This window comes from Geodermatophilus sp. Leaf369, assembly GCF_001424455.1.
Classification (GTDB): Bacteria; Actinomycetota; Actinomycetes; order Mycobacteriales; family Geodermatophilaceae; genus Klenkia.
Map to the genome: position 1 here is coordinate 967,662 of NZ_LMQA01000001.1, position 24,822 is coordinate 992,483.

General features: G+C 74.3%; 25 protein-coding genes. 7 read left to right on the forward strand and 18 right to left on the reverse strand.

From position 1 onward, the window contains the following. The first annotated feature begins 15 nt into the window (after positions 1 to 15). From flhA to ASG36_RS04875, 3 genes are read left to right on the forward strand one after another with little or no spacing between them, the layout of a single operon-like run. Entirely contained in the window at positions 16 to 2,067 is a 2,052-nt protein-coding gene (gene flhA, locus ASG36_RS04865) for a flagellar biosynthesis protein FlhA (RefSeq protein WP_055760148.1), read from the forward strand. Then, complete coding sequence (locus tag ASG36_RS04870) at positions 2,048 to 4,495, forward strand: hypothetical protein (protein WP_055760151.1); 2,448 nt, start codon at positions 2,048 to 2,050, stop codon at positions 4,493 to 4,495. The genes flhA and ASG36_RS04870 overlap by 20 nt, the downstream gene beginning before the upstream one ends. Then, on the forward strand, positions 4,492 to 4,743 hold the full coding sequence (locus tag ASG36_RS04875) for a hypothetical protein (protein WP_055760154.1): 252 nt from the start codon (positions 4,492 to 4,494) through the stop codon (positions 4,741 to 4,743). Before ASG36_RS04870 ends, ASG36_RS04875 begins: the two co-directional genes overlap by 4 nt. Positions 4,744 to 4,768: 25 nt before the next feature. On the opposite strand, the gene ASG36_RS04880 is transcribed toward ASG36_RS04875, so the two are convergent. The 6 genes from ASG36_RS04880 to ASG36_RS04905 form a co-directional block, all read right to left on the reverse strand. Continuing rightward, complete coding sequence (locus ASG36_RS04880; protein ID WP_055760157.1) at positions 4,769 to 6,073, reverse strand: PhoH family protein; 1,305 nt, start codon at positions 6,071 to 6,073, stop codon at positions 4,769 to 4,771. Between the two features lie 204 nt (positions 6,074 to 6,277). Further along, positions 6,278 to 7,036, reverse strand: coding sequence for an ABC transporter permease (locus ASG36_RS04885; protein ID WP_055760160.1), 759 nt, complete (start codon positions 7,034 to 7,036; stop codon positions 6,278 to 6,280). Then, positions 7,033 to 8,037 carry an ATP-binding cassette domain-containing protein gene (locus tag ASG36_RS04890; protein ID WP_055762455.1) on the reverse strand — a complete coding sequence of 335 codons (1,005 nt, stop codon included), beginning with the start codon at positions 8,035 to 8,037 and terminating at the stop codon, positions 7,033 to 7,035. Before ASG36_RS04890 ends, ASG36_RS04885 begins: the two co-directional genes overlap by 4 nt. 24 nt (positions 8,038 to 8,061) lie before the next feature. Then, a complete protein-coding gene (locus ASG36_RS04895) occupies positions 8,062 to 8,250 on the reverse strand; it encodes a hypothetical protein (RefSeq protein WP_055760163.1) in 189 nt (62 codons plus the stop codon). Further along, a complete protein-coding gene (locus ASG36_RS04900; RefSeq protein ID WP_055760166.1) occupies positions 8,247 to 9,473 on the reverse strand; it encodes a hypothetical protein in 1,227 nt (408 codons plus the stop codon). The genes ASG36_RS04895 and ASG36_RS04900 overlap by 4 nt, the downstream gene beginning before the upstream one ends. A 25-nt stretch (positions 9,474 to 9,498) precedes the next feature. Next, positions 9,499 to 10,278, reverse strand: coding sequence for an isoprenyl transferase (locus ASG36_RS04905; RefSeq protein ID WP_055760169.1), 780 nt, complete (start codon positions 10,276 to 10,278; stop codon positions 9,499 to 9,501). Between the two features lie 116 nt (positions 10,279 to 10,394). Here ASG36_RS04905 and ASG36_RS04910 point away from each other — a divergent pair, with 116 nt between their 5' ends. Further along, positions 10,395 to 11,225, forward strand: a complete 831-nt coding sequence (locus ASG36_RS04910) for a hemolysin III family protein (protein ID WP_082522786.1) — start codon at positions 10,395 to 10,397, stop codon at positions 11,223 to 11,225. Here ASG36_RS04910 and ASG36_RS22960 read toward each other — a convergent pair. From ASG36_RS22960 to mca, 8 genes are all read right to left on the reverse strand, one after another. Further along, positions 11,222 to 12,148, reverse strand: coding sequence for a hypothetical protein (locus ASG36_RS22960; protein ID WP_055760172.1), 927 nt, complete (start codon positions 12,146 to 12,148; stop codon positions 11,222 to 11,224). The two genes, ASG36_RS04910 and ASG36_RS22960, sit on opposite strands and share 4 nt — an antisense overlap. Then, a complete protein-coding gene (locus tag ASG36_RS04920; RefSeq protein WP_055760175.1) occupies positions 12,145 to 12,474 on the reverse strand; it encodes a PadR family transcriptional regulator in 330 nt (109 codons plus the stop codon). The genes ASG36_RS22960 and ASG36_RS04920 overlap by 4 nt, the downstream gene beginning before the upstream one ends. 60 nt (positions 12,475 to 12,534) lie before the next feature. Continuing rightward, complete coding sequence (locus ASG36_RS04925) at positions 12,535 to 13,791, reverse strand: geranylgeranyl reductase family protein (protein ID WP_055762463.1); 1,257 nt, start codon at positions 13,789 to 13,791, stop codon at positions 12,535 to 12,537. A 29-nt stretch (positions 13,792 to 13,820) separates the two neighbouring features. After that, entirely contained in the window at positions 13,821 to 14,477 is a 657-nt protein-coding gene (locus ASG36_RS04930) for a maleylpyruvate isomerase N-terminal domain-containing protein (protein WP_200944329.1), read from the reverse strand. A gap of 29 nt (positions 14,478 to 14,506) precedes the next feature. Further along, on the reverse strand, positions 14,507 to 15,007 hold the full coding sequence (locus ASG36_RS04935; RefSeq protein ID WP_304437785.1) for a hypothetical protein: 501 nt from the start codon (positions 15,005 to 15,007) through the stop codon (positions 14,507 to 14,509). A gap of 174 nt (positions 15,008 to 15,181) precedes the next feature. Next, positions 15,182 to 15,718 carry a phosphate-starvation-inducible PsiE family protein gene (locus ASG36_RS04940; RefSeq protein WP_082522787.1) on the reverse strand — a complete coding sequence of 179 codons (537 nt, stop codon included), beginning with the start codon at positions 15,716 to 15,718 and terminating at the stop codon, positions 15,182 to 15,184. A 34-nt stretch (positions 15,719 to 15,752) separates the two neighbouring features. Beyond that, the gene (locus ASG36_RS04945; RefSeq protein ID WP_055760179.1) at positions 15,753 to 16,076 is read right to left on the reverse strand and encodes a hypothetical protein; all 324 of its coding nucleotides are present in this window, start codon (positions 16,074 to 16,076) and stop codon (positions 15,753 to 15,755) included. Then, a complete protein-coding gene (gene mca, locus ASG36_RS04950; RefSeq protein ID WP_055760184.1) occupies positions 16,073 to 16,960 on the reverse strand; it encodes a mycothiol conjugate amidase Mca in 888 nt (295 codons plus the stop codon). The genes ASG36_RS04945 and mca overlap by 4 nt, the downstream gene beginning before the upstream one ends. A 185-nt stretch (positions 16,961 to 17,145) precedes the next feature. Between mca and greA the strand changes: the two genes are divergently transcribed. Together greA and ASG36_RS04960 are read left to right on the forward strand one after the other, a co-directional pair. Next, entirely contained in the window at positions 17,146 to 17,649 is a 504-nt protein-coding gene (greA, locus tag ASG36_RS04955) for a transcription elongation factor GreA (RefSeq protein ID WP_055760187.1), read from the forward strand. 5 nt (positions 17,650 to 17,654) lie between these two features. After that, the gene (locus tag ASG36_RS04960) at positions 17,655 to 17,987 is read left to right on the forward strand and encodes an RNHCP domain-containing protein (RefSeq protein ID WP_055760189.1); all 333 of its coding nucleotides are present in this window, start codon (positions 17,655 to 17,657) and stop codon (positions 17,985 to 17,987) included. A gap of 36 nt (positions 17,988 to 18,023) precedes the next feature. Here ASG36_RS04960 and ASG36_RS04965 read toward each other — a convergent pair whose 3' ends face one another. The 4 genes from ASG36_RS04965 to ilvA all read right to left on the reverse strand — a co-directional run bounded on the left by ASG36_RS04965 (position 18,024) and on the right by ilvA (position 23,284). Next, positions 18,024 to 20,099, reverse strand: coding sequence for a M3 family metallopeptidase (locus ASG36_RS04965; protein ID WP_055760192.1), 2,076 nt, complete (start codon positions 20,097 to 20,099; stop codon positions 18,024 to 18,026). A gap of 31 nt (positions 20,100 to 20,130) precedes the next feature. Then, positions 20,131 to 20,937, reverse strand: a complete 807-nt coding sequence (locus ASG36_RS04970) for an ABC transporter permease (RefSeq protein ID WP_055760195.1) — start codon at positions 20,935 to 20,937, stop codon at positions 20,131 to 20,133. Next, positions 20,934 to 21,929, reverse strand: a complete 996-nt coding sequence (locus ASG36_RS04975) for an ATP-binding cassette domain-containing protein (RefSeq protein WP_055760199.1) — start codon at positions 21,927 to 21,929, stop codon at positions 20,934 to 20,936. Before ASG36_RS04975 ends, ASG36_RS04970 begins: the two co-directional genes overlap by 4 nt. A 131-nt stretch (positions 21,930 to 22,060) precedes the next feature. After that, a complete protein-coding gene (gene ilvA, locus ASG36_RS04980) occupies positions 22,061 to 23,284 on the reverse strand; it encodes a threonine ammonia-lyase (protein ID WP_055760201.1) in 1,224 nt (407 codons plus the stop codon). 84 nt (positions 23,285 to 23,368) lie between these two features. Here ilvA and ASG36_RS04985 point away from each other — a divergent pair, with 84 nt between their 5' ends. Next, positions 23,369 to 24,820: a sigma 54-interacting transcriptional regulator gene (locus ASG36_RS04985; RefSeq protein WP_235494584.1), complete on the forward strand. Its 1,452-nt coding sequence runs from the start codon at positions 23,369 to 23,371 to the stop codon at positions 24,818 to 24,820. Positions 24,821 to 24,822 lie beyond the last annotated feature (2 nt).

Genomic DNA, 24,822 nt, shown 5'->3' on the forward strand with positions numbered 1-24,822 from the left:
CACCACCGGCTGCCGATGGTGGTCTTCGTGAAGTGGACGACGGCAGCGATCCCCATCGGGGTCGTCTCGATCGTCCTCATGCTCGTCGTCCCGCTGCCGGCGATGGTCCTGGACCTGCTGATCGGCATCAACATCGGCGTCAGCCTGCTGATCCTGCTCGTGGCGATGTCGATCAAGCGGCCGCTGGACTTCGCCGTCTTCCCCTCCGTCGTGCTCATCGCGACGCTGCTGAGGCTGGCGCTGAACGTCTCCTCCACCCGCCTGGTGCTCTCCGACGGCTACGCCGGGGAGGTCATCGAGGCCTTCGGGCACTTCGTCATCGGCGGCTCGCTGGTGGTCGGCCTGGTGGTGTTCCTGATCCTCGTGGTCATCCAGTTCGTGGTGATCACCAAGGGCGCCGAGCGGGTCGCCGAGGTCGGCGCGCGCTTCACCCTCGACGCGATGCCCGGCAAGCAGATGGCGATCGACGCCGACCTCAACGCCGGGCTGATCAACGAGAACCAGGCCCGCCGGCGGCGCGCCGACGTCACCGCCGAGGCCGACTTCTACGGCTCGATGGACGGCGCCAGCAAGTTCGTCAAGGGCGACGCCATCGCCGCGATCATCATCGTGCTGGTCAACCTGGTCGGTGGCCTGGCCGTCGGCATGATGCAGAACGGCATGAGCGCCGGGGACGCCGTCAGCACCTACTCGCTGCTGGCCGTCGGTGACGGTCTGACCTCGATGGTCCCGGCGCTGCTGCTGTCCACCGCGACCGGCATCGTGGTCACCCGCTCGGCCGCCGACGGCGACCTGGGCAACGACATGATCGCCCAGCTCGGCCGCAAGAAGCAGCCGCTGCGGATCGCCGGCGGCGGGCTGATCGCGCTGGGCCTCATCCCCGGCCTGCCCAAGCTGCCCTTCCTGGTGGTCGGCGGGCTGCTGCTGTTCCTGGCCTCCCGGGTCGACGAGACCCCGGAGCCCAGCGAGGACGACGAGGCTGCCGCCCTGCTGCCGCCCGAGCCCTCCCCGGACTCCCCCGAGGCGATCGCCTCGAAGATGCGGGTCGACCCGCTGGAGCTCGAGGTCGCCTTCGACCTGGTGGAGCTGGTCGACGCCGCCCGCGGCGGGGACCTGCTGGACCGGGTGAAGGCGCTGCGCCGCAAGGTCGCGATGGACACCGGGCTGGTCATCCCGCTGGTGCGCACCCGGGACAACCTGGACCTCCCGGCCTCCCAGTACGTCGTCTGGCTCAACGGCGTCCCGGTCGCCCGGGGCACGTCGCCGGCCGGCACCGTGCTGGCCATCGGCGACGGCCTGGACGCCCTGCCCGGCAAGCCGACCCGAGAGCCGGTGTTCGGGCTGGCCGCCAAGTGGGTGCCCGCCGAGCTGCAGCGCCAGGCCGAGATGGCCGGCGCCACCGTCGTGGACCGCTCCTCGGTGATCACCACGCACCTGGCCGAGGTCGTCCGGCAGAACGCCGCACAGCTGCTGGGCCGCGAGGACGTCAAGCTGCTTATGGAGATGGTCCGCCGCTCGCACCCCGTCGTGGTCGAGGAGGTCACCGCCTCGGTGCTCTCGCTGGGCCAGGTGCAGCAGGTGCTGGCCGCGCTGCTGGAGGAGGGCGTCTCGATCCGCGACCTGGTCCGGATCTTCGAGGCCCTCACCCTGCGGGCCACCACGGCCACCGACCTGGACAGCCTGGTCGAGGCCGCCCGCGCCGCGCTGGGCCCGGCGATCAGCCACGCCTACGTCACCGCCGACGACAAGCTGTACGTGATGACCCTGGACCCCGGGTTCGAGCAGCGGCTGCTGGCCGCCGTCCGGCAGGGCGAGCAGGGCGCGGTGCTCGCGCTGGACGCGGGCTCGGTCGACGCGCTGGCCCGCGGCACCAGCGACCTGCTGGACGACGCCGAGAAGCTGGGCATCACCGCCCTGCTCGTCTGCTCCCCGCAGGTGCGCCCCGCGCTGTCCCGGCTGATGCGCCAGGTCGTCGCCCGGTGCACCGTCATCTCCTACACCGAGGTGTCGCGCACCGCCCAGATCGAGACCATCGGGGTGGTGGACGGTGCCGTCGCGATCGCCTGAGCCGCCGTCCGGGGCGACCCGGGACGAGGCCATCGCCGCCGCCCGTGAGGAGTACGGGTCCGACGTGCGCATCCGCGGCGTCCGCCGGGTGCGCTCGGGCGGGGTGGCCGGGTTCTTCAGCTCCGAGCGGTACGTGGCCGACGTCGTCGTCCCCGCTGCCGTCCCCGCTGCCGTCCCCGCTGCCGTCCCCGCCCCTGCGCCGTCGCTGTCGACCGAGGACGCGCTGGCCCAGTGGCCCGCCGCCGGGCTCAGCGTGGACGACCTGCTCGCGGTGGCCCAGGAGGTCGCCCGGGCCCAGCAGGCGACCGCGCCCGCGGCGGTGGACCCCGTCGCCGAGCTGGCCGACCTGTTCGGCTCCGGCCCGGCCGAGGTCGCCGTCTACTCCCCCGCGTCGGTGGCCCGGCCCGCCCCGGCGGCGCCGGTGTGGGAGCGGACCCGTCGGGCCCTCCCCGAGACCCCCCCGGCCGCCGTCGAGGCCCCGGTGGACGCCGAGCCCGCGGTCTCCCCGTTCGCCGCCGCGCTGATGCGGATGACCGACCACGACGCCGAGGTGCAGACCGCGGTGGCGACGTCGGCCGCCCTCGACCTCGAGGAGCGGGCCGCCCGGCAGGCCGCCGTGCTCGAGGCCGAACGCGCCGCGGCCCGGCAGATCCAGGCCGCCCAGGCCGAGGAGGACCGGCGTGCCGCCCTCGCGGAGGCACCCCCCGCGCCGAGCCGGGTGTCCGCCGCGCTGGCGGCTGCCGCCGGACTGCGGGCCGCCGCGATCCAGGCCGCCGGCGAGCTCGCCGCGCTGCCACCGCCGCCACCGACGTCGACGTCCCTGCTGCCGGGGCTGGGCACCACACCCGCCGTCCCGCCCGCCCCGCCGCCGGCACCCCCGCTCCACCCGACCACCCCCACCACCCGGGAAGAGGACCAGCAGGTGTCGATGGACCAGCCCTTCGTCGAGACGTCCGCCCCCACGGGCGCCGACGAGGCCCACCCCGTCCGCCGCCCGCTGCCCCCGGCCGCCGTCCCCGCGCCGGCCGCGCTCGACCTGTGGGGTGCCCCGGTGCCGCCCCCCGCCCCGGAGGGGGACGACCACGGCCGGCACCGGCCCGTGGGCGCGCCCGCCTCCTTCGAGGCGACCCGCGTCGAGGTGCCCGAGCGACCGGCACCGACCGAGGACGACCTCGCCCGGCTGCAGCAGCTCGAGGCCCTGCGTGCCGCGGCGATGGCCGGGGTCTCGCTCACCCCGCGCCGCCGCCGTTCCGACCGGGCCGGCCGGCACCGCCCTGCCGACGCCGGGCCGCCCGCGCCGTCGACCCCCACGCAGGACGACGCCACCGGCCGCACCGCGACGGGGTTCGCCGACAGCCTGGCCGCGCTGGCCGACAGCGAGTACGTGACCTCCGGCATCCCGGTCGTGGAGGCCGACCTGGCGCCCGAGGTCAGCAGCGACCTGGTCGAGGAGATGGCCGCCGAGATGGCCGCGGGCATGGCCGAGGTGCTGGCCCGCACCGCCAGCGACCCCGCCCCCCTGCGCGACGGCACGACCGTGCTCCCCTCCCTGGCCAGCGTGCTGGGTGCCGCGTTCACCGCCGCCCCGGCCCCGCGGGTCCGCGGCCCCAAGCCGCCGGTGCCCCCGGCACGCGGGGGTCGCACCCGGGCCGTGCCGCCGCACCCCACCACGCGCGGCCGCGACGAGGGCTGGGCGACCGTGACCCACCTGGTCCCGCCCGCGGCCACCCCGAGCGCCCCGTCCCCCGCGGCGACCGAGACCGTCGACCCGGACGGCCTCACCGGCCTGGGACTCACCCCCCGGCTCCTCGGCCCGGACTTCGCCGCCCGGGCGCGCACCCAGGGCACCTTCGCCGCGCTGGTCGCCGCGCTGACCGAGACGCTCCCGGCCGCCCCCACCGCACCCACCGGGGCCGGGGACGTGCTGGTCGTCGCCGGCCCGGGTGCGGAGGCGCTGGCGAGCGCCCGCACGCTGGCCACCTCGCTGCGGCTGGACCCGGCCGCCGTGCAGTGGGCCACCCGGGGCGAGCTCGCCGGGCTGACCGCCCAGGACCTGCGGGTGCCCACCGCGGCGGTCGCCGCCGAGCGCCGGGCGCAGTCCCGTGGCGCGGGGGTGCCCACGGTGGTGGCCCTCGACGTCCCGCTGCGCGACGCCGGGTCCCCCTGGGTCGCCCAGGTGCTGGAGGCCCTCGCCCCGACCGCGGTGTGGGGCGTGCTCGACGCGACCCGCAAGCCCGCCGACCTGGCCGGCTGGGTCCGGGCGCTGCCCCGGGTGGACGCCGTCGTCGTCACCGAGACCGAGTCCTCGGCCGACCCGGCCGCGCTGCTGGACGGGCTCACCGTGCCGGTGGCCGTCGTCGACGGGGCGCGGGCGACCCCGCACCGCTGGGCGGCGCTGCTGTGTGAGCGGTCGGCCGGCCGGTCGTGAACCCGCTGCGCTGGGACGTCCTCGGCGCAGCCCTGCTCTTCGCCGTCCCCGTGCTGCTCCTGGGGGCGGAGGGCACCTTCGACCTGGACGACGTGACCACCCGGCTGCCGTGGTGCCTGCTCGCCGGGTGGGTCGCCAGCTCGCTGCTGCGCGCGGCGGTCAGCCCCCGGCCGGCCGCGCCCCGCCGGTCCTCCGCCACCGGCGTGCGTCCTCAGCCACCGACGTCGGTGGCTGAGGACGCACGGTGATCAGCTGAGCTGATCGAACCCGAGGTCAGACGGGGAGGTCCTCGAGCATCTCGGTGACCAGGGCGGCGATCGGGGAGCGCTCGGAGCGGGTCAGCGTGACGTGGGCGAAGAGCGGGTGGCCCTTGAGCGCCTCGATGACCGCGGTGACGCCGTCGTGCCGGCCGACCCGCAGGTTGTCGCGCTGCGCGACGTCGTGGGTGAGCACCACCCGGCTGTTGGTGCCCAGCCGGGACAGCACGGTCAGCAGCACCCCGCGCTCCAGGGACTGCGCCTCGTCGACGATCACGAACGAGTCGTGCAGCGAGCGGCCGCGGATGTGGGTCAGCGGCAGCACCTCGATCAGCCCACGGGCCAGGATCTCGGTGACCACCTCGCTGCTGACCAGCGCACCCAGGGTGTCGAAGACCGCCTGCGCCCAGGGCGCCATCTTCTCGCCCTCGGAGCCGGGCAGGTAGCCCAGCTCCTGGCCGCCGACGGCGTACAGCGGGCGGAAGATCACCACCTTCTTGTGCGCCCGGCGCTCCATCACCGACTCCAGGCCGGCGCACAGCGCGAGCGCGGACTTGCCGGTGCCGGCCCGCCCGCCCATCGACACGATGCCGACCTCGGGGTCCAGCAGCAGGTCCAGCGCGACCCGCTGCTCGGCGGAGCGCCCGTGCAGGCCGAACGCCTCCCGGTCGCCGCGCACCAGCTTGACGTGCTTGTCCGCGGTGACCCGGCCCAGCGCCGACCCGCGGGAGGACAGCAGCACCAGCCCGGTGTGCGTGGGCAGCTCCGCGGCTGCGGGCAGGAACAGGGTGCCGCCGTCGTAGAGCGCGGAGATCTCGTCCTCGCCCAGCGAGAGCTCGGCCATCCCGGTCCACCCGGCGTCGACCGCGCCCAGCGCCCGGTACTCGTCGGTGTCCAGACCGACCGCGGCGGCCTTCACCCGCAGCGGCACGTCCTTGGTGACCAGGCAGACGTCGGCTCCCTCGGCGCGCAGGTTGAGCGCGACCACCATGATCCGGCTGTCGTTGCTGTCGTTGCTGTCGTTGCGGAAGCCCGCCGGCAGCACCGAGGCGTCGGAGTGGTTGAGCTCCACGCGCAGCGTGCCGCCCTGGTCACCGACCGGGAGGGGCGCGTCGAGCCGGCCGTGCTGGACCCGCAGGTCGTCGAGCATCCGCAGCGTCTGCCGGGCGAACCAGCCCAGCTCCGGGTGGTGCCGCTTCTCCTCCAGCTCGCCGATGACGACGAGGGGGACGACGACCTCGTGCTCCTCGAAGCGCAGCAGCGCGCCCGGGTCGGAGAGCAGGACGGAGGTGTCGAGGACGTACGTGCGGCGCGTGGTCACAGGTCGACTCCCGATGGGGTGCTGGCGCACCCCGACTCGATGGTGGCCGGGCCCCGGCGCAGAGGCCGGTGCTCGGCCCCCTGGTTCGACAACTCGCATCGCGCCAACCGGGCCTCCCGTGTCCGGCGGGACGGGCCCCCCGGACACCCGGAAACTAGGCCCGCCAGGTGTCCGGGAGGTTGCTACACGCCGTCGTGTCGCGGCTCAGCCCGATTCCTTGCGGAACTGGGAGGTCCCGTACCAGGCGCCCAAGCCCGCGAAGAGCACGGTGAACAGCACGCCCCAGCCGACGTCCGGGGCACCGAAGTCCCCGGCGAACAGCGCCCGCGCGCCGTCCACGACGTGCTTGAACGGCACCAGGTCCGACACCGTCTGCAGCCAGCCCGGCGCCAACGTCATCGGCAGCAGGATCCCCGACAGCAGCAGCACCGGGAACAGCACCACGTTGAGCAGCGGGGCGAAGGCGTCCTCGCTCTTCAGCGTCAGGGCCAGCGCGTAGGACACCGCGGCCAACGACCCGCCGAGGACGGCGACCAGCACGATCGTCAGCGCGACCCCGCCGACCGAGGCGTCCAGTCCGAACGGGACGGCGACCAGCACCAGCACCACGCCCTGGACGGCGAGCACCAGCACGTCGCGCAGCACCCGGCCCAGCAGCAGCGCCGCCCGCGGCGCCGGGCTCACCCGCTGGCTCTCGATGACCCCGGCCCGGTACTCCGCGATGAGGCTGAACCCGACGAACGCGGTGCCGAACAGGCCCAGCTGGACCAGGATGCCGGGCACGAACACCTGGTAGGCGTTCGCGCCGCCGAGCTGGCCGGCGATCGGCTCCAGCAGCGGGCCGAACAGCACGATGTAGAGCACCGGCTGCAGCAGGCTGATGACCAGCCAGGCCGGGTTGCGCAGCGAGGTGCGCAGGGCCCGGTGGAAGACGGTGCCGGTGTCGCGGACCAGGGTGCTCACGGGAGCGCCTCCTCGGCGGGTGCGGGCTCGGTCGGGTGCTCGCCGTCGCGCAGCGAGCGTCCGGTGACGGTGAGGAAGACGTCGTCCAGGCTGGGTCGGCGGCTCTCCACGCCGGCCACCTCGATCCCGGCGGCGTCCAGGTCGCGCAGCAGCGCGACCAGCACCGACCCGCCGGCCGGCACCCGGCAGGTGACCCGGTCGCCGTCGACCTGGGGCGCCTCGGCGCCGGGCAGCCCGGCCATCCGGTCGGCGATCCCGGCGGACTCCGCGGCGGAGGCCGCGGTGACGGTCAGCAGGTCCCCGCCGACCGAGCTCTTCAGCGCGTCGGGGGTGCCCGAGGCGACGATGGTGCCCTTGTCGATCACCAGCACGCGGTCGCACAGCGCGTCGGCCTCGTCGAGGTAGTGGGTGGTGAGGAAGACCGTCGTCCCCCGGTCCCGGCGCAGTGCCTCGATGTGGCCCCAGAGGTTGGCGCGTGCCTGCGGGTCCAGCCCGGTCGTGGGCTCGTCGAGGAACACCAGCCCGGGCACGTGCACCAGGCCCATCGCGATGTCCAGCCGGCGGCGCTGTCCGCCGGACATCGCCTTGGGCTGGCGCTCCCACAGCCCGTCCAGGTCGAGCTCGGCGAACAGCTCCTTCCCCCGGGTGGTGGCCTCGGCGGTGCTCACGCCGTAGAGCCGGGCGTGGCTGACCAGCTCCTCCCCCGCCCGGTTCTCCGGCGCGGTCGACCCTGCCTGCGACACGTAGCCGATCCGCCGGCGGACGCCGACCGGGTCGGTGAGCAGGTCGCAGCCGGCCACCGTCGCGGTGCCGGCGGTCGGGGCGAGCAGGGTGGTGAGCATCCGCATCGTGGTGGTCTTGCCGGCCCCGTTGGGGCCCAGGAACCCGACGATCTCCCCGGCCTCGACGTCGAGGTCGACACCCGCGACGGCACGGACCTCGGCGGACTGCTTGCCGCGCTTCTTCCGGAAGGTGCGGGACAGCCCGCGGGCGTGGATCACGCCCGTGATCATGGACCCGGCGGGTCAGTCGAGTCGAGTGCGTTCCGCTCGCCGCGGACGGGCGGCGACCAGCGCCCAGACCAGGGGGACGACGAGGACCGGCCACTGCAGCGACAGGTCACCCACCCACAGCAGCCCGAGGACCAGGAACACGGCCAGGCAGCCCGCCGACCACAGCCCGAGCGCGCGCGCCTCCCCCGGGGTGTGCCTCACCGACGCAGCTCGGCGGTGATCCGCGCCGGGGTCAGCGGCTCGTCGAGCAGCCGGAGGAAGCGGTCGGCGACCGGGAGGTCGTCCGGCCGGGCGGCCAGCCAGCCGGCGAGCAGGTCGTAGCCCTCGACGTAGGTGGTGATGTAGGCCCGCCACAACGGGTGGGTCAGGAAGCGCAGCTGCTGCACGGCCCGGTCGTGGCTCACCAGCGACCAGCGCTGCAGGTGGGCCAGCACGTCGTCGGTGGCGGCACCCCGGTCGTGCAGCATCAGCGCGGCGTCCTGACGCACCCGGTTCAGCGGGGCGGCCGCCGCCGACACCCGCTCGGACAGCTCGCCGTCGAAGCGCAGCCCCAGGTCGCCGAGCACCTCGGCTGCCCACGGTCCCCAGCCCGCGCCGATCGCGGCCTGGACGCCGAGGTCGGCCAGCCCCTCCGCCATCAGGCACTCGGGGGTGTTGACCAGGAAGACGGTGTGCTCGAGGTGGCTGTCCCGCTCGACCAGCCCGCGCTCCTTGCGGCAGTGCTCGGTGTGGTGGCCGGGGTAGGCCTCGTGGGCGACCAGGTGCGGCAGCTGCCCCAGCCGGTGCGGCAGGTCGGCGTTGATCGCCACCCGCGAGCGGTAGTCGCCCTCGTAGTAGTTGAAGCCCGACCACGGCTGGTCGATGACCACCTCGTAGGTCACGGTCTCCTGCTCGGGCAGCCCGTAGAGCCCGCGCACCCGGTCGCGCAGCGCGCTGGACAGCGCGTGGACCGCCTCCTCCAGCCGGGCCGGCGGGCACTCCTCGCGGCGCCGGTGCACCGCGTACCGCTCGGCCAGGGTGCCGGTGCCGGGCAGCAGGTCCTCGAGCTCGGTGTGCGCGGCGGCGTAGGTCGCCGGGTCACCCAGGTCGACGTCGACCTGGAAGTAGGACCGCACCTCCTCGACGTAGCCGACCGGCTCGTCGGCCATCTTCCGGGCGGTGCACTCCAGACCGGTGAGCTGACCGCGCAGGAAGTCCGCCCGGTCGGCGGGGAGGGCGGAGGCGTCGAGCTCGCGCAGCAGGCCCCGGGCCTGGTCGCGCAGTCCCCGCGGCGTGGGGGCCGGTTCGGCCTGCACGGCGGCCCGGATCCGCCGGTCGCCGGTGTAGGCGTCGACGAAGCCCTCCTCCAGCCGGTCGAACCGCAGCCCGAGCCGGACGTACTCGAGGGGGACGTCGACCGCGCCGGATGCCCTGCCGGATGTCATGGCGGCCAGTCTCACACCCGTGCGGTCAGCCGCCGAAGCGGCGCTGCCGGGCCGCGTAGTCACGCAGCGCCCGCAGGAAGTCCACCCGGCGGAACTCCGGCCAGTAGACGTCGGTGAAGTAGAACTCCGAGTGCGCGGTCTGCCACAGCAGGAAGCCGCTCAACCGCTGCTCGCCGCTGGTCCGGATCACCAGGTCCGGGTCGGGCTGGCCGCGGGTGTAGAGGTGCTCGGCGATGTGCTCGACGTCGAGGCTGCCGACCAGCTCGTCCAGCGTCGTCCCCCGCGCGGAGTGCTCGGCCAGCAGGGAGCGGACCGCGTCGGCGATCTCCCGTCGTCCCCCGTAGCCGACGGCCAGGTTCACCGTCGCGCCGGTGCGGCCGCGGCTGTCCTCCTCGGCCTGCTTGAGCACCGTGGTGGTCTCGCCGGGCAGCAGGCCCAGCGCGCCGACCGCGTTCAGCTGCCACCGGCGGCCGGGGCCGGCCAGGTCGGTGGCGACCCCCTCGATGATGCGCAGCAGCGGGGTGAGCTCGGGCTCCGGGCGGGTGAGGTTGTCGGTGGACAGCAGGAAGAGGGTGACCACGCCGACGCCGGTCTCGTCGCACCAGCCGAGGAAGTCCGCGATCTTGTCCGCGCCCCGGCGGTGGCCGTCGTTGACGTCCTCGAGGCCGATGGCCTTGGCCCAGCGCCGGTTGCCGTCCACGATCACCCCGACGTGGTGCGGCACGGCGGCGCGGTCCAGCCGACGGACCAGCCGACGCTCGTAGAGAGCCGTCAGGCCCGTCCGCACCTGCTCGCGCGCCCCCACGGAGAGCCACCCTAGGACTCCGCACCGCGCAGCGGCAGGGCACCGGGGTCCGAGCCTGGGCGACCTCACAGCGCGACGGGGTGCCACGCCCGCGCGCGCGACCGTAACCTCGGCCCATGAGCGCACCGCACGATCCCACCGAGGCCGTCCTGGTGACCTCGGACGGGGCCGAGCTCACCGCACCTGCCCGCGAGGGCGTGGCCACCGTCCTGGCCGAGGGCGAGCAGGTCCAGTCGGTCCGGCAGCCCGGCGAGTGGGTCGACGCCGACTACGCCGACGACGACTACGACCACCCCGACACCCGCCCGCGGGCCCGGGGCTGGCTGCACCTGTTCGCGGCCTTCGGTTCCGTCGTGGCCGGCGCCGTGCTCATCCCGATGGCCTGGTCGCACGGCGGCCCCCGGGCCGGGCTCCCGGTCAGCCTCTACTGCCTGACCATCCTCGGGCTGTTCGGGATCAGCGCCGCCTACCACCGCCGCCGCTGGTCACCGCGCGGGTGGAAGCTGATGAAGCGGCTCGACCACTCGATGATCTTCATCTTCATCGCCGGCACGTACACCCCGTTCGCCGCCCTCGCGGTGAACGCCCCGACCAACTGGTGGATCCTCGGCGTCGTCTGGACCGGGGCCCTGGGCGGCGTGGCCCTCAAGCTGGCTTGGCCCACCGCACCCCGCTGGCTCGGCGTGCCCATCTACGTGGCGCTGGGCTGGGTCGCGGTGTTCGTGCTCACCGACATCCTCGCCCTGGCCGGCGTGACCGCGATGGTGCTGCTGGCCGCCGGCGGCGTGCTGTACACGATCGGCGCGGTGGCCTACGCGATCAAGAAGCCCAACCCGTGGCCGGGCACCTTCGGCTACCACGAGGTGTTCCACGCCATGACGATCGTGGCGGCCGCCTGCCACTACATCGCCGTGTGGTTCGCCATCTACAACTCCCCCTTCGTCTAGGGACCGACGACCCCCGGCGGCAGGACCGGCTCCACCGACCGGTTGCCGTACTCGTCGTAGACGACCACGCCCTGCTGCTGCGGGAAGGCGTTGCCCGGCTGGGGTGCGACCTCCTCGAGCGGGGCGATCTCCTGGCCCTGGTCGTCGTAGGTGCTGAGGTCCTCGATCGGCCGACCGTCCTGGTCGTAGAGCAGCACCCCGGTGAGCGGTTCGCCGTCGGAGCCGTACGGGACGATGTTGGTGATCGGCGTGCCGTCCTCGTGGACCAGCGTGCTCGGACCCGAGTCGTAGGACGCGGGCTCGGGGTAGGCGGCCTCGGCCGACCGCGAGACCAGCCCGACCAGGGCGATGAGCGTGCAGACCGCCAGCACCAGGTTCACCGCGGCCGCCCGGTGGCTCAGCGGGCGGGCCGCGACCCGGTCCCGCAGGCCCTGCCGCACGGAGAGGACCACGGCCGCCCCCGTGATGAGCCAGCCGAGGACGCCGACACCCAGGGTGGGCAGCAGGGAGACCCCGGCCCCCAGGAAGACGACCCCGACGGCCGCCACGGCCGCCCACCCGCGCAGCACCCACCAGGCCGGACGCAGCTCGGGCAGGAACTCCCGGGCCTGGACCACGGCCGGGTGGTCGGCCCAGCGGGCCCGGTACCGCTGCAGGTCCCAGCGCCAGCCGTCGAGCACGGCGGTCTCCGGGGCCGGGCCCTCGGGCAGGCCGGCGGCGCGGCGCAGCTCGGCCGCGTACTCCGCCGCCGGTCCCAGCCGGTCGGTCAGCGGGCCCGGGGTCTCCGAGGCGACCTCGACGAGGTGCTCCTCCAGGTCCTCGAGCAGCTCCTCCACCCGGGCCGGCGGGACGTCGGCGAGGGCCTCGCGGACCTGCCGGGCGTAGGCCGCGACCTCGGGGTCGGTCTGCTGGGCCGTCGTCATGCCGCCACCTGCCCGGCGAGCAGCGCCGCCATCGTGTCCGCGAACCCCGACCAGGTCTTGGTCGAGGTCTCCAGCTGGGCCCGCCCGGAGGCGTTGAGGCCGTAGTACTTGCGGTGCGGGCCCTCCACCGAGGGGACGACGTAGGACGTCAGGTGCCCGGCGCTGTACAGCCGGCGCAGCGTCCCGTAGACCGAGGCGTCACCGACGTCCTCCAGCCCGCCGGCACGCAGCCGACGGACGACGTCGTAGCCGTACCCGTCCGCACCGTCGAGCACAGCGAGCACGGCGAGGTCGAGCACCCCCTTGAGCAGTTGCGTGGTGTCCACGGGCGGGACAGTACCGCGCAGTGCGCACTACCCCGGGACGGAGAACACCGGCGCGTCGGGTCAGGCGGCGCGCAGGTCCGCAGCCGGGAACGGCGGGCGCTCGTCGAGCCGCACGCTGAGCCGACCGGCCAGCCGCCAGGCCCGGGCGGTGACGTCGCGGTCGGACTCGGTGACCAGGTTGCCCATCACCCGCAGCGCGACGGTCATCAGCGCCCGCGAGCGCATGCCCACCGGGCCGGCCGCCGGCAGCAGCCGCGGCACGGTCAGCAACCCGGCGAGCCGGCGGGCGATGCTGAACGCCTCCCCGTAGTGCCGGCGCAGGGTCGCCGGCCACGCCAGCGTCCAGTCGTCCTCGTCGAGCAGCCCGGCCAGGGTGCGACCGGTCTCCATGCCGTAGTCGATCCCCTCGCCGTTGAGCGGGTTCACGCACCCCGCGGCGTCCCCGATCAGCGCCCAGTTGCGCCCGGCCACCCCGGAGACGGCGCCCCCCATCGGCAGCAGCGCCGAGGCCTTGGCCCGCACGTCGCCGGACAGCTGCCACTCCGCACGACGCTGCTCGGCGTAGAAGTCCAGCAGCGGCTTGAGCTGCACCCCGGCCGGGCGCTTGGCCGTGGCCAGCGTGCCGACGCCGATGTTCACCTCGCCCGAGGACAGCGGGAAGACCCAGCCGTACCCGGACAGCAGCTCGCCCTGGGTGCCACGCAGCTCCAGGTGGCTGGAGATCCACGGGTCGTCGCTGCGGCCGCTGGTCACGTAGCCGCGGGCGGCGACGCCGTAGGCGGTCTCCCGGTGCCACTCGCGGCCGAGCACCCGGCCCAGCGGGGACCGGACCCCGTCGGCGACGACGAGCCGGCGGCAGCGCACGGTGCTCACCGAGCCGTCGCCGCGGGTGAAGTCCACGGCGGTGACCCGGTCGCCGTCCCGGTGCACGTCGACGGCACGGGCGTCCTCGACACCGAGGGCCCCGTCGTCGAGGGCGACCTGCCGGATCCGGGCGTCCAGCTCGGTGCGCGGGACGGCGCCCCCGTGGTCGGGCAGCGCTCCCCCGGGCCACGGCAGCAGCAGCTCCTGGCCGAAGCCCGCCGCGCGCAGGCCCTTGTTGGTGCCGTGCGAGCGCACCCAGTCCCCCAGGCCGAGGTGGTCGAGCTCGGCGATGGCCCGGGGGGTCAGTCCGTCACCGCAGGTCTTGTCGCGGGGGAACACCGCGGCGTCGGCCAGCACCACGTCGTGTCCGGCGCGGGCGGCCCAGGCCGCGGCGGCGGAGCCGGCCGGGCCGGCGCCCACCACCAGGACGTCGGTGCTCTCGGGGGTCGTCACCACCCCAGTGTCCCTGGTGTGCAGGCGGTTCAGCCGAACAGCGGGAACCGCCCGGCAGCGGCACCGAGGTCGGCCCGGTCGGCGTCGGTGAGCGGGGCCCGGCCGGTCCCCCGCAGCGCCGCCGTCCGGTCGTCCCAGCGCTCCGGCAGGACTCCGCCGTGCAGGCCCACCAGCACGCGGCGGACCTCGGCCAGCGGGCCGTCGGCGGGGCCGGGCCGGTCGAGGTGGGCCACGGCGTCCAGGTGGTGGACGGCGGTCTCGACCACGAGGCTGGACAACAGGTCGGCGACGGGGAGCACGTGGCCCTGGGTGGCGACCAGGTCGGTCGCGTCGACCCGGGTCGCGGCGACGAGCACGGCCGCCGTCGTCCCCGCGTAGGTGCCGACCAGGTCCGCGAGTCCCTCCGCGGCGCTGGCGACCACCCGGGTGCGCCACACCCCGCCGTCCCCGGGCTCGGGCTGCCAGGCCCGCCAGTACTCCACGGCGTCGGTGTCCGCCGGCCCGGTGGCGGGCGTGCACAGCGCGACGAGGCCGCGCCGGGCGTCGTGGAGGAGGTGCTGCACCAGGTCGAGCACGGCCCACCCCCGACAGCCGGTCGGCGTCCACGCCTGGTCGGGCGTCAGCTCCGCGAGCACTCCGCCGAGGTCGCCGTAGGCCCGACGCAGCAGTGCCAGGGGGTCGCTCACGGCGACCACCCTGGCACCCCTGCGGGTGCTCAGCCCACCGCGGGACCGCGGCCGCGGACCTCCTCGACGCTCTCCATGGCGCGGCGGAGCTCGGTCAGCCACTCCTCGGTGTGCTCACCGACCAGCCGCACCGACCAGGCCAGCGCCTCGGAGCGGGAGCGGGCGACCCCGGCGTCGACCAGGGTGTCGAGCACCTGCCGCTCGGGCTGGCGCAGCCGGGTCATCACCGGGACCGAGAGCGTGGTGAACAGCTCCCGGGTGTCCCCGCAGCTGGCCCCCCACGCGACCGAGCGGCCGTACCGGGCCTGCGCGGCGTCGGCGATCGCCATCCGCTGCTCGCGGGTCTGCTCGCGGAAGCGGGCGATCCGGCCGGCCTGCGCGGCCGCCGGGTCACCCTCCCCGGCGTCGGGGGTGGGGACGGCGCCCACCACGGTGATCTCGTCCCGGTCGACCTGCAGCTCGACCGGGCCGGTGAACCAGTCGTCGGGCAGTCGGCCGGCGAACCAGCCGGCGACCTCGGTGCGGTCCACGGGTGGGGCGGTGTCGGCGCCCCGGCCGCGGCCGGGGCCTCTCGCGGAACGGTGGTGGGGGAACACGGTGCCTCCTCAGGTCACGATGTGCATCACCGTAATCCTGTAATCAACCGACGAGAAGCCCCCTTCGTGCGCTCTGGGCGAACCGGCGTCTGCAGCTCGGGGTGAGGGTCAGCCGGCGTCGGCGGTCTCCGGGTCGGCGGGGGCGTTCTGCCCCTCGTCGGGCTCCCGCTCTTTGCGCCGCAGCAACAGGCTGGTGATGCCCAGCAGCAGGACGAGCACCCCGAGGACGCCGATGACCACCATCCGGTCGGCGAACCCGTCCTTGCCGACCACGGACGCCGCCTCGACGCTGAGCACCACGATCTCCTTGATCGAGGCGATGATCCCGACCAGCAGGAACGGCTCGGCGATCAGCTCGCGCTTCTCCACCGTCGTCCGGACGGCGAACAGCAGCTCGACCACGATGAACACCAGCAGCAGGACGTCGAGGAGCTCGAGCACCGGCGTCTGCGAGAAGTCGCTCAGCAGCGAGTACGTGGTCTTCCCGGCCAGGGCGAGCAGCACCAGCGCGATGACGACGAGGAACAACGCGATCCCCGCGTAGACCACGTTCTCGGCGAACTCCAGCACCCGGGTGCCGGCCCGACCGAAGCCCGGGGGCCGGTCGTCGTCGCGGGGGCTGCTGCTGTGCTCCGGCTGTGCCACGCCGAGATCATCGGACACCGCGTGCCGGACTGCCTCAGGAGGTGGTGCGGGGTCCCTCGTCGGGGTCCTCGGCGCGCGGCGGCTCGATGGCCAGCGGCTGACGACGCAGGGTCTCCAGCAGCTCCTCGCCCGGGCGGCGCTGCTCGAAGAGCTCCGAGGCGTCGTCCGGGACGACGACCGGGGCGTCCTCGGGGTCGAAGCTGCGCGGCAGCTTCTTCAGGTGCTTGCCCATGGAGCGGCCCAGCAGCAGGATCGCGACCAGCAGCACGACCACCAGCAGCAGGCCGAACGGGCCGGACTTGCCGACGTCCTCGGGGAGCTGCTCGTTCGCCGCCAGCACCAGCATCGCGCCGGTCATCGGACCCCCACCTCGCTGCGGATCCCGGCGAACAGGTCGTCCTCGGGGGTGGGGCTGTCGACCAGGGAGCGGGCCAGCTCGTAGTCCTCGGTGGGCCACGTGGCGCGCTGCAGCTCCATCGGGGTGGAGAACCAGCGCCCGGTCGGGTCGATCTGGGTGGCGTGCGCGATCAGGGCACGGTCGCGCTGCTCGAAGTACTCATCGCACGGCACCTTGGTTGTCACCCGGTGCGAGATGTCCTTGGCCGGGTCCCACTTCTCCAGCATCTCGCCGTAGGGGGACTCCAGACCGGCGGCCAGCAGCGCCTCGTGCAGCGCCGTCGTCCGGGGGAAGGTGAAGCTCATGTGGTAGTAGAGCTTGCTCGGCTGCCACGGCTCACCCAGCTCGGGGTAGCGGTCGGGGTCACCGGCGGCCTCGAAGGCCAGCACCGAGATCTCGTGGGTCTTGATGTGGTCGGGGTGCGGGTAGCCGCCACGCTCGTCGTAGGTGGTGACCACCTGCGGCTTGAACCGGCGGATCAGCGCGACCAGGGGGGCGGCGGCCTCCTCGACGGGCACCAGGGCGAAGCAGCCCTCGGGCAGCGGCGGGAGCGGGTCGCCCTCGGGCAGCCCGGAGTCCACGAAACCCAGCCACTCCTGGCCGACGCCGAGGACCTCGCGGGCCGCGGCCATCTCCTCGGAGCGGATCTGCGGGAGCCGCTCCCAGACCTCGGGGCGGTCCATGGCCGGGTTCAGCACCGAGCCGCGCTCACCACCGGTACAGGTGGCGACGAGGACGTCGACGCCCTCGGCCACGTACTTGGCCATGGTGGCCGCGCCCTTGCTGGACTCGTCGTCAGGGTGGGCGTGCACCGCGAGCAGGCGCAGCTGGTCCGGGTCCGTCACGCCCCTATGGTCCCACCAGCCGCGGGCGGACGACGGCGACCCCGCCCACACCCCCTCGGAGCCCGACCGGTCTCGCAACGGGGCGCCGTGCGTGCGGTACCGGCGTCCCCGGTGTTAGGTTGGCCGATCACGCGGCCGCTCCCTGATCGGGGGGCGGCTCTTCGAGTTACAGGAGCCGTCTCATCGTGTCCACGACTGACGAGCAGGACCAGGGCGTCTGGCTGACCCAGGAGGCCCACGACCGGCTCAAGGGCGAACTCGACGGGCTCATCGCCGGACGCACCGCGATGGCCGCCGAGATCAACGCCCGCCGCGAGGAGGGCGACCTCAAGGAGAACGGCGGCTACCACGCCGCCAAGGACGAGCAGGGCAAGCAGGAGGGCCGGATCCGCCAGCTGACCGACCTGCTGCGCAAGGCCCGGGTCGGCGAGCCGCCGACGACCGCGACCGACGCCGCGGTGGGCACCGTCATCACCATCGCCTTCGACGGCGACGAGGACGACACCGAGAAGTTCCTGCTGGGCTCCCGGGAGATCGCCGGGACCACCGGGGTCTCGGTCTACTCGCCGGAGTCCGCCCTGGGCTCGGCCATCCTCGGTGCCTCCCCGGGCGCGACGGTCACCTACCAGGCGCCCAACGGCAAGGACATCACCGTGAAGGTGCTGGCCGTCGAGCCCTTCGTCCCCTGAGCCCGGTGGCACCTCCCCGGGCCCGGTCACGCCGGGCGGAGAACACCGACTTCGTGTGCGGACACTGCACGGTGCTGGTCCCGGCCAACACCGACGGCCACTACCGCAACCACTGCCCGTTCTGCCTGTGGTCGCTGCACGTCGACGACCTGCCGGGCGACCGGGCGTCGGAGTGCCGGCAGCTGATGGAGCCGATCGGGCTGGTGGAGAAGTCGGGGAAGGGCTGGCAGGTGGTGCACCGGTGCACGGCCTGCGGCCACCACCAGCCCAACCGGCTCGTCCGGGACGGCGCCTCACCCGACGACCTGGACCTGGTGCTGTCGCTGCCCTGGATCTGAGCCGCCCGCACCCGGGCGGCTCGGATCCGGGGCCGCTCAGACCTGCGCGGCCCGGTCCAGCCCGCGGCGGCGCAGCAGCGGGCCGGTGTCGGCGTCCCGGCCGACGACGTCGCGGAAGGCGCCCAGCGGGTCGACCGAGCCGCCACGGGCCAGCAGCTTGGTGCGGAACGCGTCCCCGTTGGCCCGGGTGAGCCCGCCGTTGGCCTTGAACCACTCGACGGTGTCGGCGTCGAGCACCTCGGACCAGATGTAGGAGTAGTACCCGGCTGAGTAGCCGCCGGCGAAGACGTGCTGGAAGTACGTGGTGCGGTAGCGCGGGGGCACCAGGTCCGAGGCCACCCCGGCGGCCTCGAGTGCGGCGGTCTCGAACGCCTGCGGGTCCTCGACCACGGTGTCCGGGCCGATCCGGTGCCAGGCCTGGTCGAGCAGGGTCGCGGCCAGGTACTCCAGCGTGCCCTGCCCCTCGCCCCACAGCGACGCCGCCTCGATCGCGGTGAGCACCTCGCGGCCCAGCGGCTCGTCGGTCTCGGTGTGCCGGGCGTAGTGGTCGAGGACCTCGGGCCACAGCGCCCACATCTCGTTGACCTGGCTGGGGAACTCCACGAAGTCCCGCGGCACGCTGGTCCCGCTGAAGCGCGGGTAGGTGACCGCCGAGCTCAGCCCGTGCAGGGTGTGGCCGAACTCGTGGAAGAGCGTGGTGACCTCGTCGAGGGTCAGCAGGGTGGGCTGACCGGCGGCGGCCCGGGTGACGTTGAGGACGTTGAAGACCACCGGGGTCGTGCCCAGCAGCGCCGACTGGCTGACGAAGGAGCTCATCCAGGCCCCGCCGCGCTTGCCGTCACGGGCGAAGAAGTCGCCCAGGTAGAGGCCGACCTGCTCGCCGACGGCGTCGGTGACCTCCCAGACCCGGACGTCGGGGTGGTAGGCCCGCAGGTCGGGGCGGGGGGTGAAGGAGTACCCGTAGAGCAGCCGGGCGGCGTGGAAGACACCGTCGACGAGCACCCGGTCCAGCTCGAACCACGGCCGCAACGCCGCGCTGTCCACCGCGTACCGCTCGGCCCGGATCCGCTCGGAGTAGAAGGCCCAGTCCCACGCGGCGAGCTCGACCCCGTCGGCGGCCGCCAGCTCGGCCAGCACCTCTCCCTCGGCCCGGGCGTTGGCCACGGCCGGGGGCACCAGCGTGCCGAGCAGCTCGTCGACGGCGGCCGAGGTCTTGGCGGTCTGGTCGGCGGCGATCAGGTCGGCGTGGGTGGGGAAGCCCAGCAACCGGGCCCGCAGCGCCCGCAGGTGGGCGATCTCGGCGGCGACCGGGCCGTTGTCGTGCTCCCCGGAGGACGCCCGCCCGATGGACGCCTCGTGCAGCCGGCGGCGCAGCTCCCGGTCGCGCAGCTTGGCCATCGCCGGCTGGCCGCTGGGCAGCACCAGGGTGAGCAGGAAGCCCTCCCGGCCACGCTCGGCGGCCGCCACCGCAGCGGCCTCGACCTCGGCGTCGCTGAGGCCGGCCAGCTGACCGGCGTCCTCGACGAGCACGGCCGCGGCCTCGGTGGCGACCACCAGGTTCTGCCCGAACGTGGTGGACAGCTCCGACAGGCGCAGGTTCAGCGCCCGCAGCTCGTCGCGGCCGGTCTCGTCCAGCTGCGCACCGGCGAGCACGAAGTCCAGGTGGTAGCGCTCCACGAGCCGGACGGACTCGGCGTCCAGGTCGTGCCCGCCCGCGGCCACCGCACGGTGCACCGCGTCGATCCGGGCGAACAACGCCGGGTCCAGCCGCAGGGCGTCGGAGTGCGCAGCGGCCAGCGGGGCGATCTCCCGCTCGATCTCCCGCAGCCGGTCGGAGGAGTTCGAGGACGCCAGGGCGTAGAAGACCGCCCGGGCCCGGTCGAGCAGCGCACCGGACCGCTCCAGGGCGACCACGGTGTCCTCGAACGTCGGCTCCCCCTCGCGGGCGGTGATCGCCTGCACCTCGGCGCGCTGCTCGGCCATCCCGGCCAGCAGCGCCTCGCGGCAGTGCTCCAGGGTCAGGTCGGCGAAGGGCGGGAGCCCGTGCGGCAGCGTCGAGGGCTGCGCGAGCGGGTTGTCCACGGACAGGGCGGAGGTCGGCTGGTCAGTCATCGCCGCCCATCATCGTCGGCCCCGCCGGCGCTCACCGGGTGGACGTCTTCAGGTAGGCGCGCACGGCCAGCGGGACGAACACCGCGAGGATCACCGCGGCCCAGATGACGGTGTAGAGCACCGGGTTCTGCAGCGCCCAGGCGTCGGGCACGGGAGCGCTGGCGGGCTGGTTGCCGAAGAGCTCGCGCGCGGCCTGCACCACCGAGGAGACCGGGTTCCACTCGGCGAAGGTGCGCAGCACCGACGGGAAGCTCTCCAGCGGGACGAACGTGTTGGCCACGAACGTCAACGGGAAGATCACGATGAAGCTGGCGTTGTTGACCACCTCGGGGGTGCGCACCAGCAGCCCGACCAGCGCCATCATCCAGCTGACCGCGAAGGCGAAGAGCAGGAGCAGCAGGAACCCGCCGATGGCCTCGGGCACCGAGCTGGTGATCCGCCAGCCCACCACGAGCCCGGTGAGCGCCATGACCACGATCGAGATGGCGTTGAGCCCCAGGTCGGCCACCGTGCGCCCGATGAGCACCGCCGCGCGGGACATCGGCAGCGACCGGAACCGGTCGATGAGCCCCTTCTGCAGGTCCTCGGCGATGCTCGCCCCGGTGGTCGTGGACCCGAAGACCACGGTCTGGGCGAAGATCCCGGGCAGCAGGAACTCGGCGTAGGTGATGCCGTCGGGCAGGTTGATCGCGCCACCGAAGACGTAGCGGAACAGCAGCACGAACATGATCGGCGACAACGTCGCGAACACGATCAGGTCGGGCACCCGCTTGACCTTGATGAGGTTGCGGCGGGTGATGACCAGGCTGTCGGAGACGGTGTGCGACAGGGAGCTCATCGGGGGGTCTCCTGCTTCTCGGTGCCGGGCTCGGCGTCCTCGGCGGAACGGCCGGTGAGGGTGAGGAACACGTCGTCGAGGTCGGGCCGGCGCAGGCCGACGTCGAGCACCTCCACCCCGCTGCCCTCCAGCCGGCGCAGCGCGTCGGCCAGGGTCGCGGCGCCCCCGGTGACCGGGAGGGTGAGCCGGCGGGTCTGGGTGTCCTGCCGTGGTTCCTCCAGGGCCAGCGGCCGCAGCAGCTCGGCGGCCCGGGCCAGGCCCTCGACCGAACCGGCGGTCAGCTCCAGCCGCTCGCCACCCACCTGGGCCTTGAGCTCGTCGGCGGTGCCGCGGGCGATGACCCTGCCCCGGTCGATGACCACCATCGCGTCGGCGAGGCGGTCGGCCTCCTCGAGGTACTGGGTGGTGAGCAGGATGGTCGTCCCGTCGCTGACCAGGTCGGCGATGAACTCCCACATGCCCAGCCGGCTGCGCGGGTCCAGCCCGGTGGTGGGCTCGTCGAGGAAGAGCACCCGGGGCCGGGCGATGAGGCTGGCGGCGATGTCCAGCCGGCGCCGCATGCCCCCGGAGTAGGTCTTGGCCGGGCGGCGCGCGGCCTCGGACAGGTCGAAGCGGTCCAGCAGGGCGGTCGCCCGGGACCGGGCCTCCTTCTTGCCCAGCCGGTAGAGCCGCCCCACCATCTCCAGGTTCTCCTCCCCGGTGAGGTACTCGTCGACCGCGGCGTACTGCCCGGTCAGCCCGATCACCCCGCGCACCTGGGCGGCCTGCGTGGCCACGTCGAGCCCCGCGACGGTGGCCCGGCCGGCGTCGGCCTGCAGCAGCGTGGACAGGATGCGCACCACGGTGGTCTTGCCCGCGCCGTTGGGGCCGAGCAGGCCCAGCACGCTGCCCTCCGGGACGGTGAGGTCGACCCCGTCGAGGGCGGTGAAGTCACCGAACCGCTTGACCAGGCCCTCGACGACGACGGCGTTGCCACCGGTGGCTGTGCTCATGCTGTGCACCGTAGGACGGGGTACCGACAGAACGGGTGCACGACGACGTCCTCACGCTCGGGCACCCCCGTACGGGGTGCTCTCGGGGTGGAGACCCGCCGGACCCGGCAGACTCATCGGTGCCGGGGCGCTCAGCCGCCCGCGACGGTGTAGCCGGCCCGCCCGAGGGCGGCCACGACCTCCTGGGCGTGGTCGGGACCCCGGGTCTCCAGGACCACCGCGATCTCCACGTCCCCCAGGTCCAGCTGCGCCGTCGTCCGTTCGTGCTCCACCGACAGCACGTTGGCCGACACCGCCGCCAGCTCGCGCAGCAGCGCGGCCAGCGAGCCCGGCCGGTCGGGCACCCGGACCCGCAGCGAGAGGTACCGCTGGGCGGCGGCCATGCCGTGCTGGACGACCTTGAGCATCAGCACCGGGTCGATGTTGCCGCCGGACACCACCGCCACCACCGGCGCCCGGAACGCCCCGGGGTCGGCGAGCACGGCGGCCACCGCCGCCACCCCGGCGGGCTCGACGACGAGCTTGGCCCGCTCCAGGCAGAACAGCAGCGCCCGGGACAACTGCGCCTCGGTGACCGTGCGGACCTCGTCGACCAGCCCCGCGACGTGCGCGAGCGTCAGGTCGCCCGGGGCCGCGACGGCGATCCCGTCGGCCATGGTGGTCATCGCCGTCAGGGGCACCGGGACCCCGGCGGCCAGCGAGGCCGGGAACGCCGCTGCAGCCGCCGCCTGCACCGCCACCACCCGGACGTCGGGACGGGCTGCCTTCACGGCCGCTGCGATGCCCGACACCAGCCCCCCGCCGCCGGTGCAGACCACGACCGTGGCCACCTCGGGACACTGCTCCACGATCTCCAGCCCGACGGTGCCCTGACCGGCGATGACGTCGGGGTGGTCGAACGGGTGGATGAACACCGAGCCGGTCTCCTCGGCGAAGGCCCGGGCGGCCACCAGCGGCTCGGTCAGCGAGTCGCCCAGCTGGTGCACGGCGGCGCCGTACCCCCGGGTGGCGGCCAGCTTGGGCAGCGGGGCCGTCTCGGGCATGAAGACGGTGGCCTCGGCGCCCAGCTCGCGGGCGGCCAGGGCGACCCCCTGCGCGTGGTTGCCGGCGCTGGCGGCCACCACGCCCCGGGCCCGTTCGGCGTCGGTGAGCCGCGCGATCCGGGTGTAGGCGCCGCGGATCTTGAACGAGCCGGTGCGCTGCAGGTTCTCGCACTTGAGCCAGACCGGACCCCCGACCCGCTCGGCCAGCGCGCGGGAGTGCTCCAGCGGGGTGCGCCGGACGACCCCGGCCAGCAGCCGGGCGGCGGACTCGACGTCGGCGCCGGAGACGAGGGGTACCGCGGGTTCGGTCACGCCCCGATCCTGACAGGCACCGCTGCGGTGCACGGTCAGGCCGACGCCTCCCGGATGTCACACCCCCGTCGTACCGTGGACGAGGTGACGGACGCCGCACTGCAGAACGCCCCTGCTCCCACCACCCTGGGCGAGCTCCGCGACAGCGGAGCCACCCCTGTCGGCGTCAAGGCCGAGATCCGCGCCAACCTGCTCGCCCGGCTCGCCGCCGGCGAGCCCTCCCTCCCCGGCATCGTCGGGTTCGAGGACACCGTCGTGCCCGAGGTCGAGCGCGCCCTCATCGCCGGGCACGACCTGGTCCTGCTCGGCGAGCGCGGCCAGGGCAAGACCCGCCTCATCCGCACGCTGGTGGGCCTGCTCGACGAGTGGACCCCCGTGCTGGTCGGCAGCGAGCTCAACGAGCACCCGCTGGCCCCGGTCAGCGTGTGGGGCCTGCGCCAGGTCGCCGAGCACGGCGACGCCACCCCGGTCGGCTGGCTGCACCGCAGCGACCGGTTCGGGGAGAAGCTGGCCACCCCCGACACGAGCGTCGGCGACCTGATCGGCGACGTCGACCCGATCAAGGTCGCCGAAGGCCGCACCCTGGGCGACCCGGAGACCGTGCACTACGGCCTGGTCCCCCGCACCAACCGGGGGATCTTCAGCATCAACGAGCTGCCCGACCTCGCCGAGCGCATCCAGGTGGCCCTGCTCAACGTGCTCGAGGAGCGCGACATCCAGATCCGCGGCTACCGGGTCCGGCTGCCGCTGGACCTGCTGCTGGTCGCCTCGGCCAACCCGGAGGACTACACCAACCGCGGGCGGATCATCACCCCGCTCAAGGACCGGTTCGGTGCCGAGGTCCGCACGCACTACCCGATCGAGCTCGCCGACGAGGTCCGGCTGCTGCACCAGGAGGCCAACACCTCCTGGGGCCTGGGCGGTGCGGGGCTGGACGCCCCGGTCGTGCCCGAGCACCTGGTCGAGATCATGGCCCGCTTCACCCGCTTGGTCCGCGAGTCCAGCCACGTCGACCAGCGCTCGGGCGTCAGCGCCCGGTTCGCCATCGCCGGCCTGGAGACCATCGCCGCCTCCGCCGTCCGCCGGGCCGCCGTGGCCGGGGAGACCCGCCCGGTCGCCCGGGTGGTGGACCTGCCCAGCGTGGTGCCGGCCAGCCGCGGCAAGGTCGAGTTCGCCGACGCCAGCTCCGACCCCGAGGACGAGCGGGAGCTGGAGGTGCTGGAGCACCTGCTGCGGCAGGCCACCGCGCAGACCTTCCGGGCCCGCTGTGGCGGGCTGGACCTCACCGGGCTGCAGGAGCACTTCACCGGCGGCGAGGTCGTGGAGTCCGGCGACCTGGTGTCCGCACCGGAGCTGATGGGCCAGGTGGGCACCGTCCCCAACCTGGCCCAGCTGCTCGGCCGGGTCGGGGTGCCCGAGGGCGAGGAGTCCGCCGAACAGGCCGCTGCCGCCGTGGAGTTCGCCCTCGAGGGTCTGTGGTTGACCCGCCGGTTGGCCAAGGACACCGACGGCAACCGCACGGTCTACGGGGCCTGACC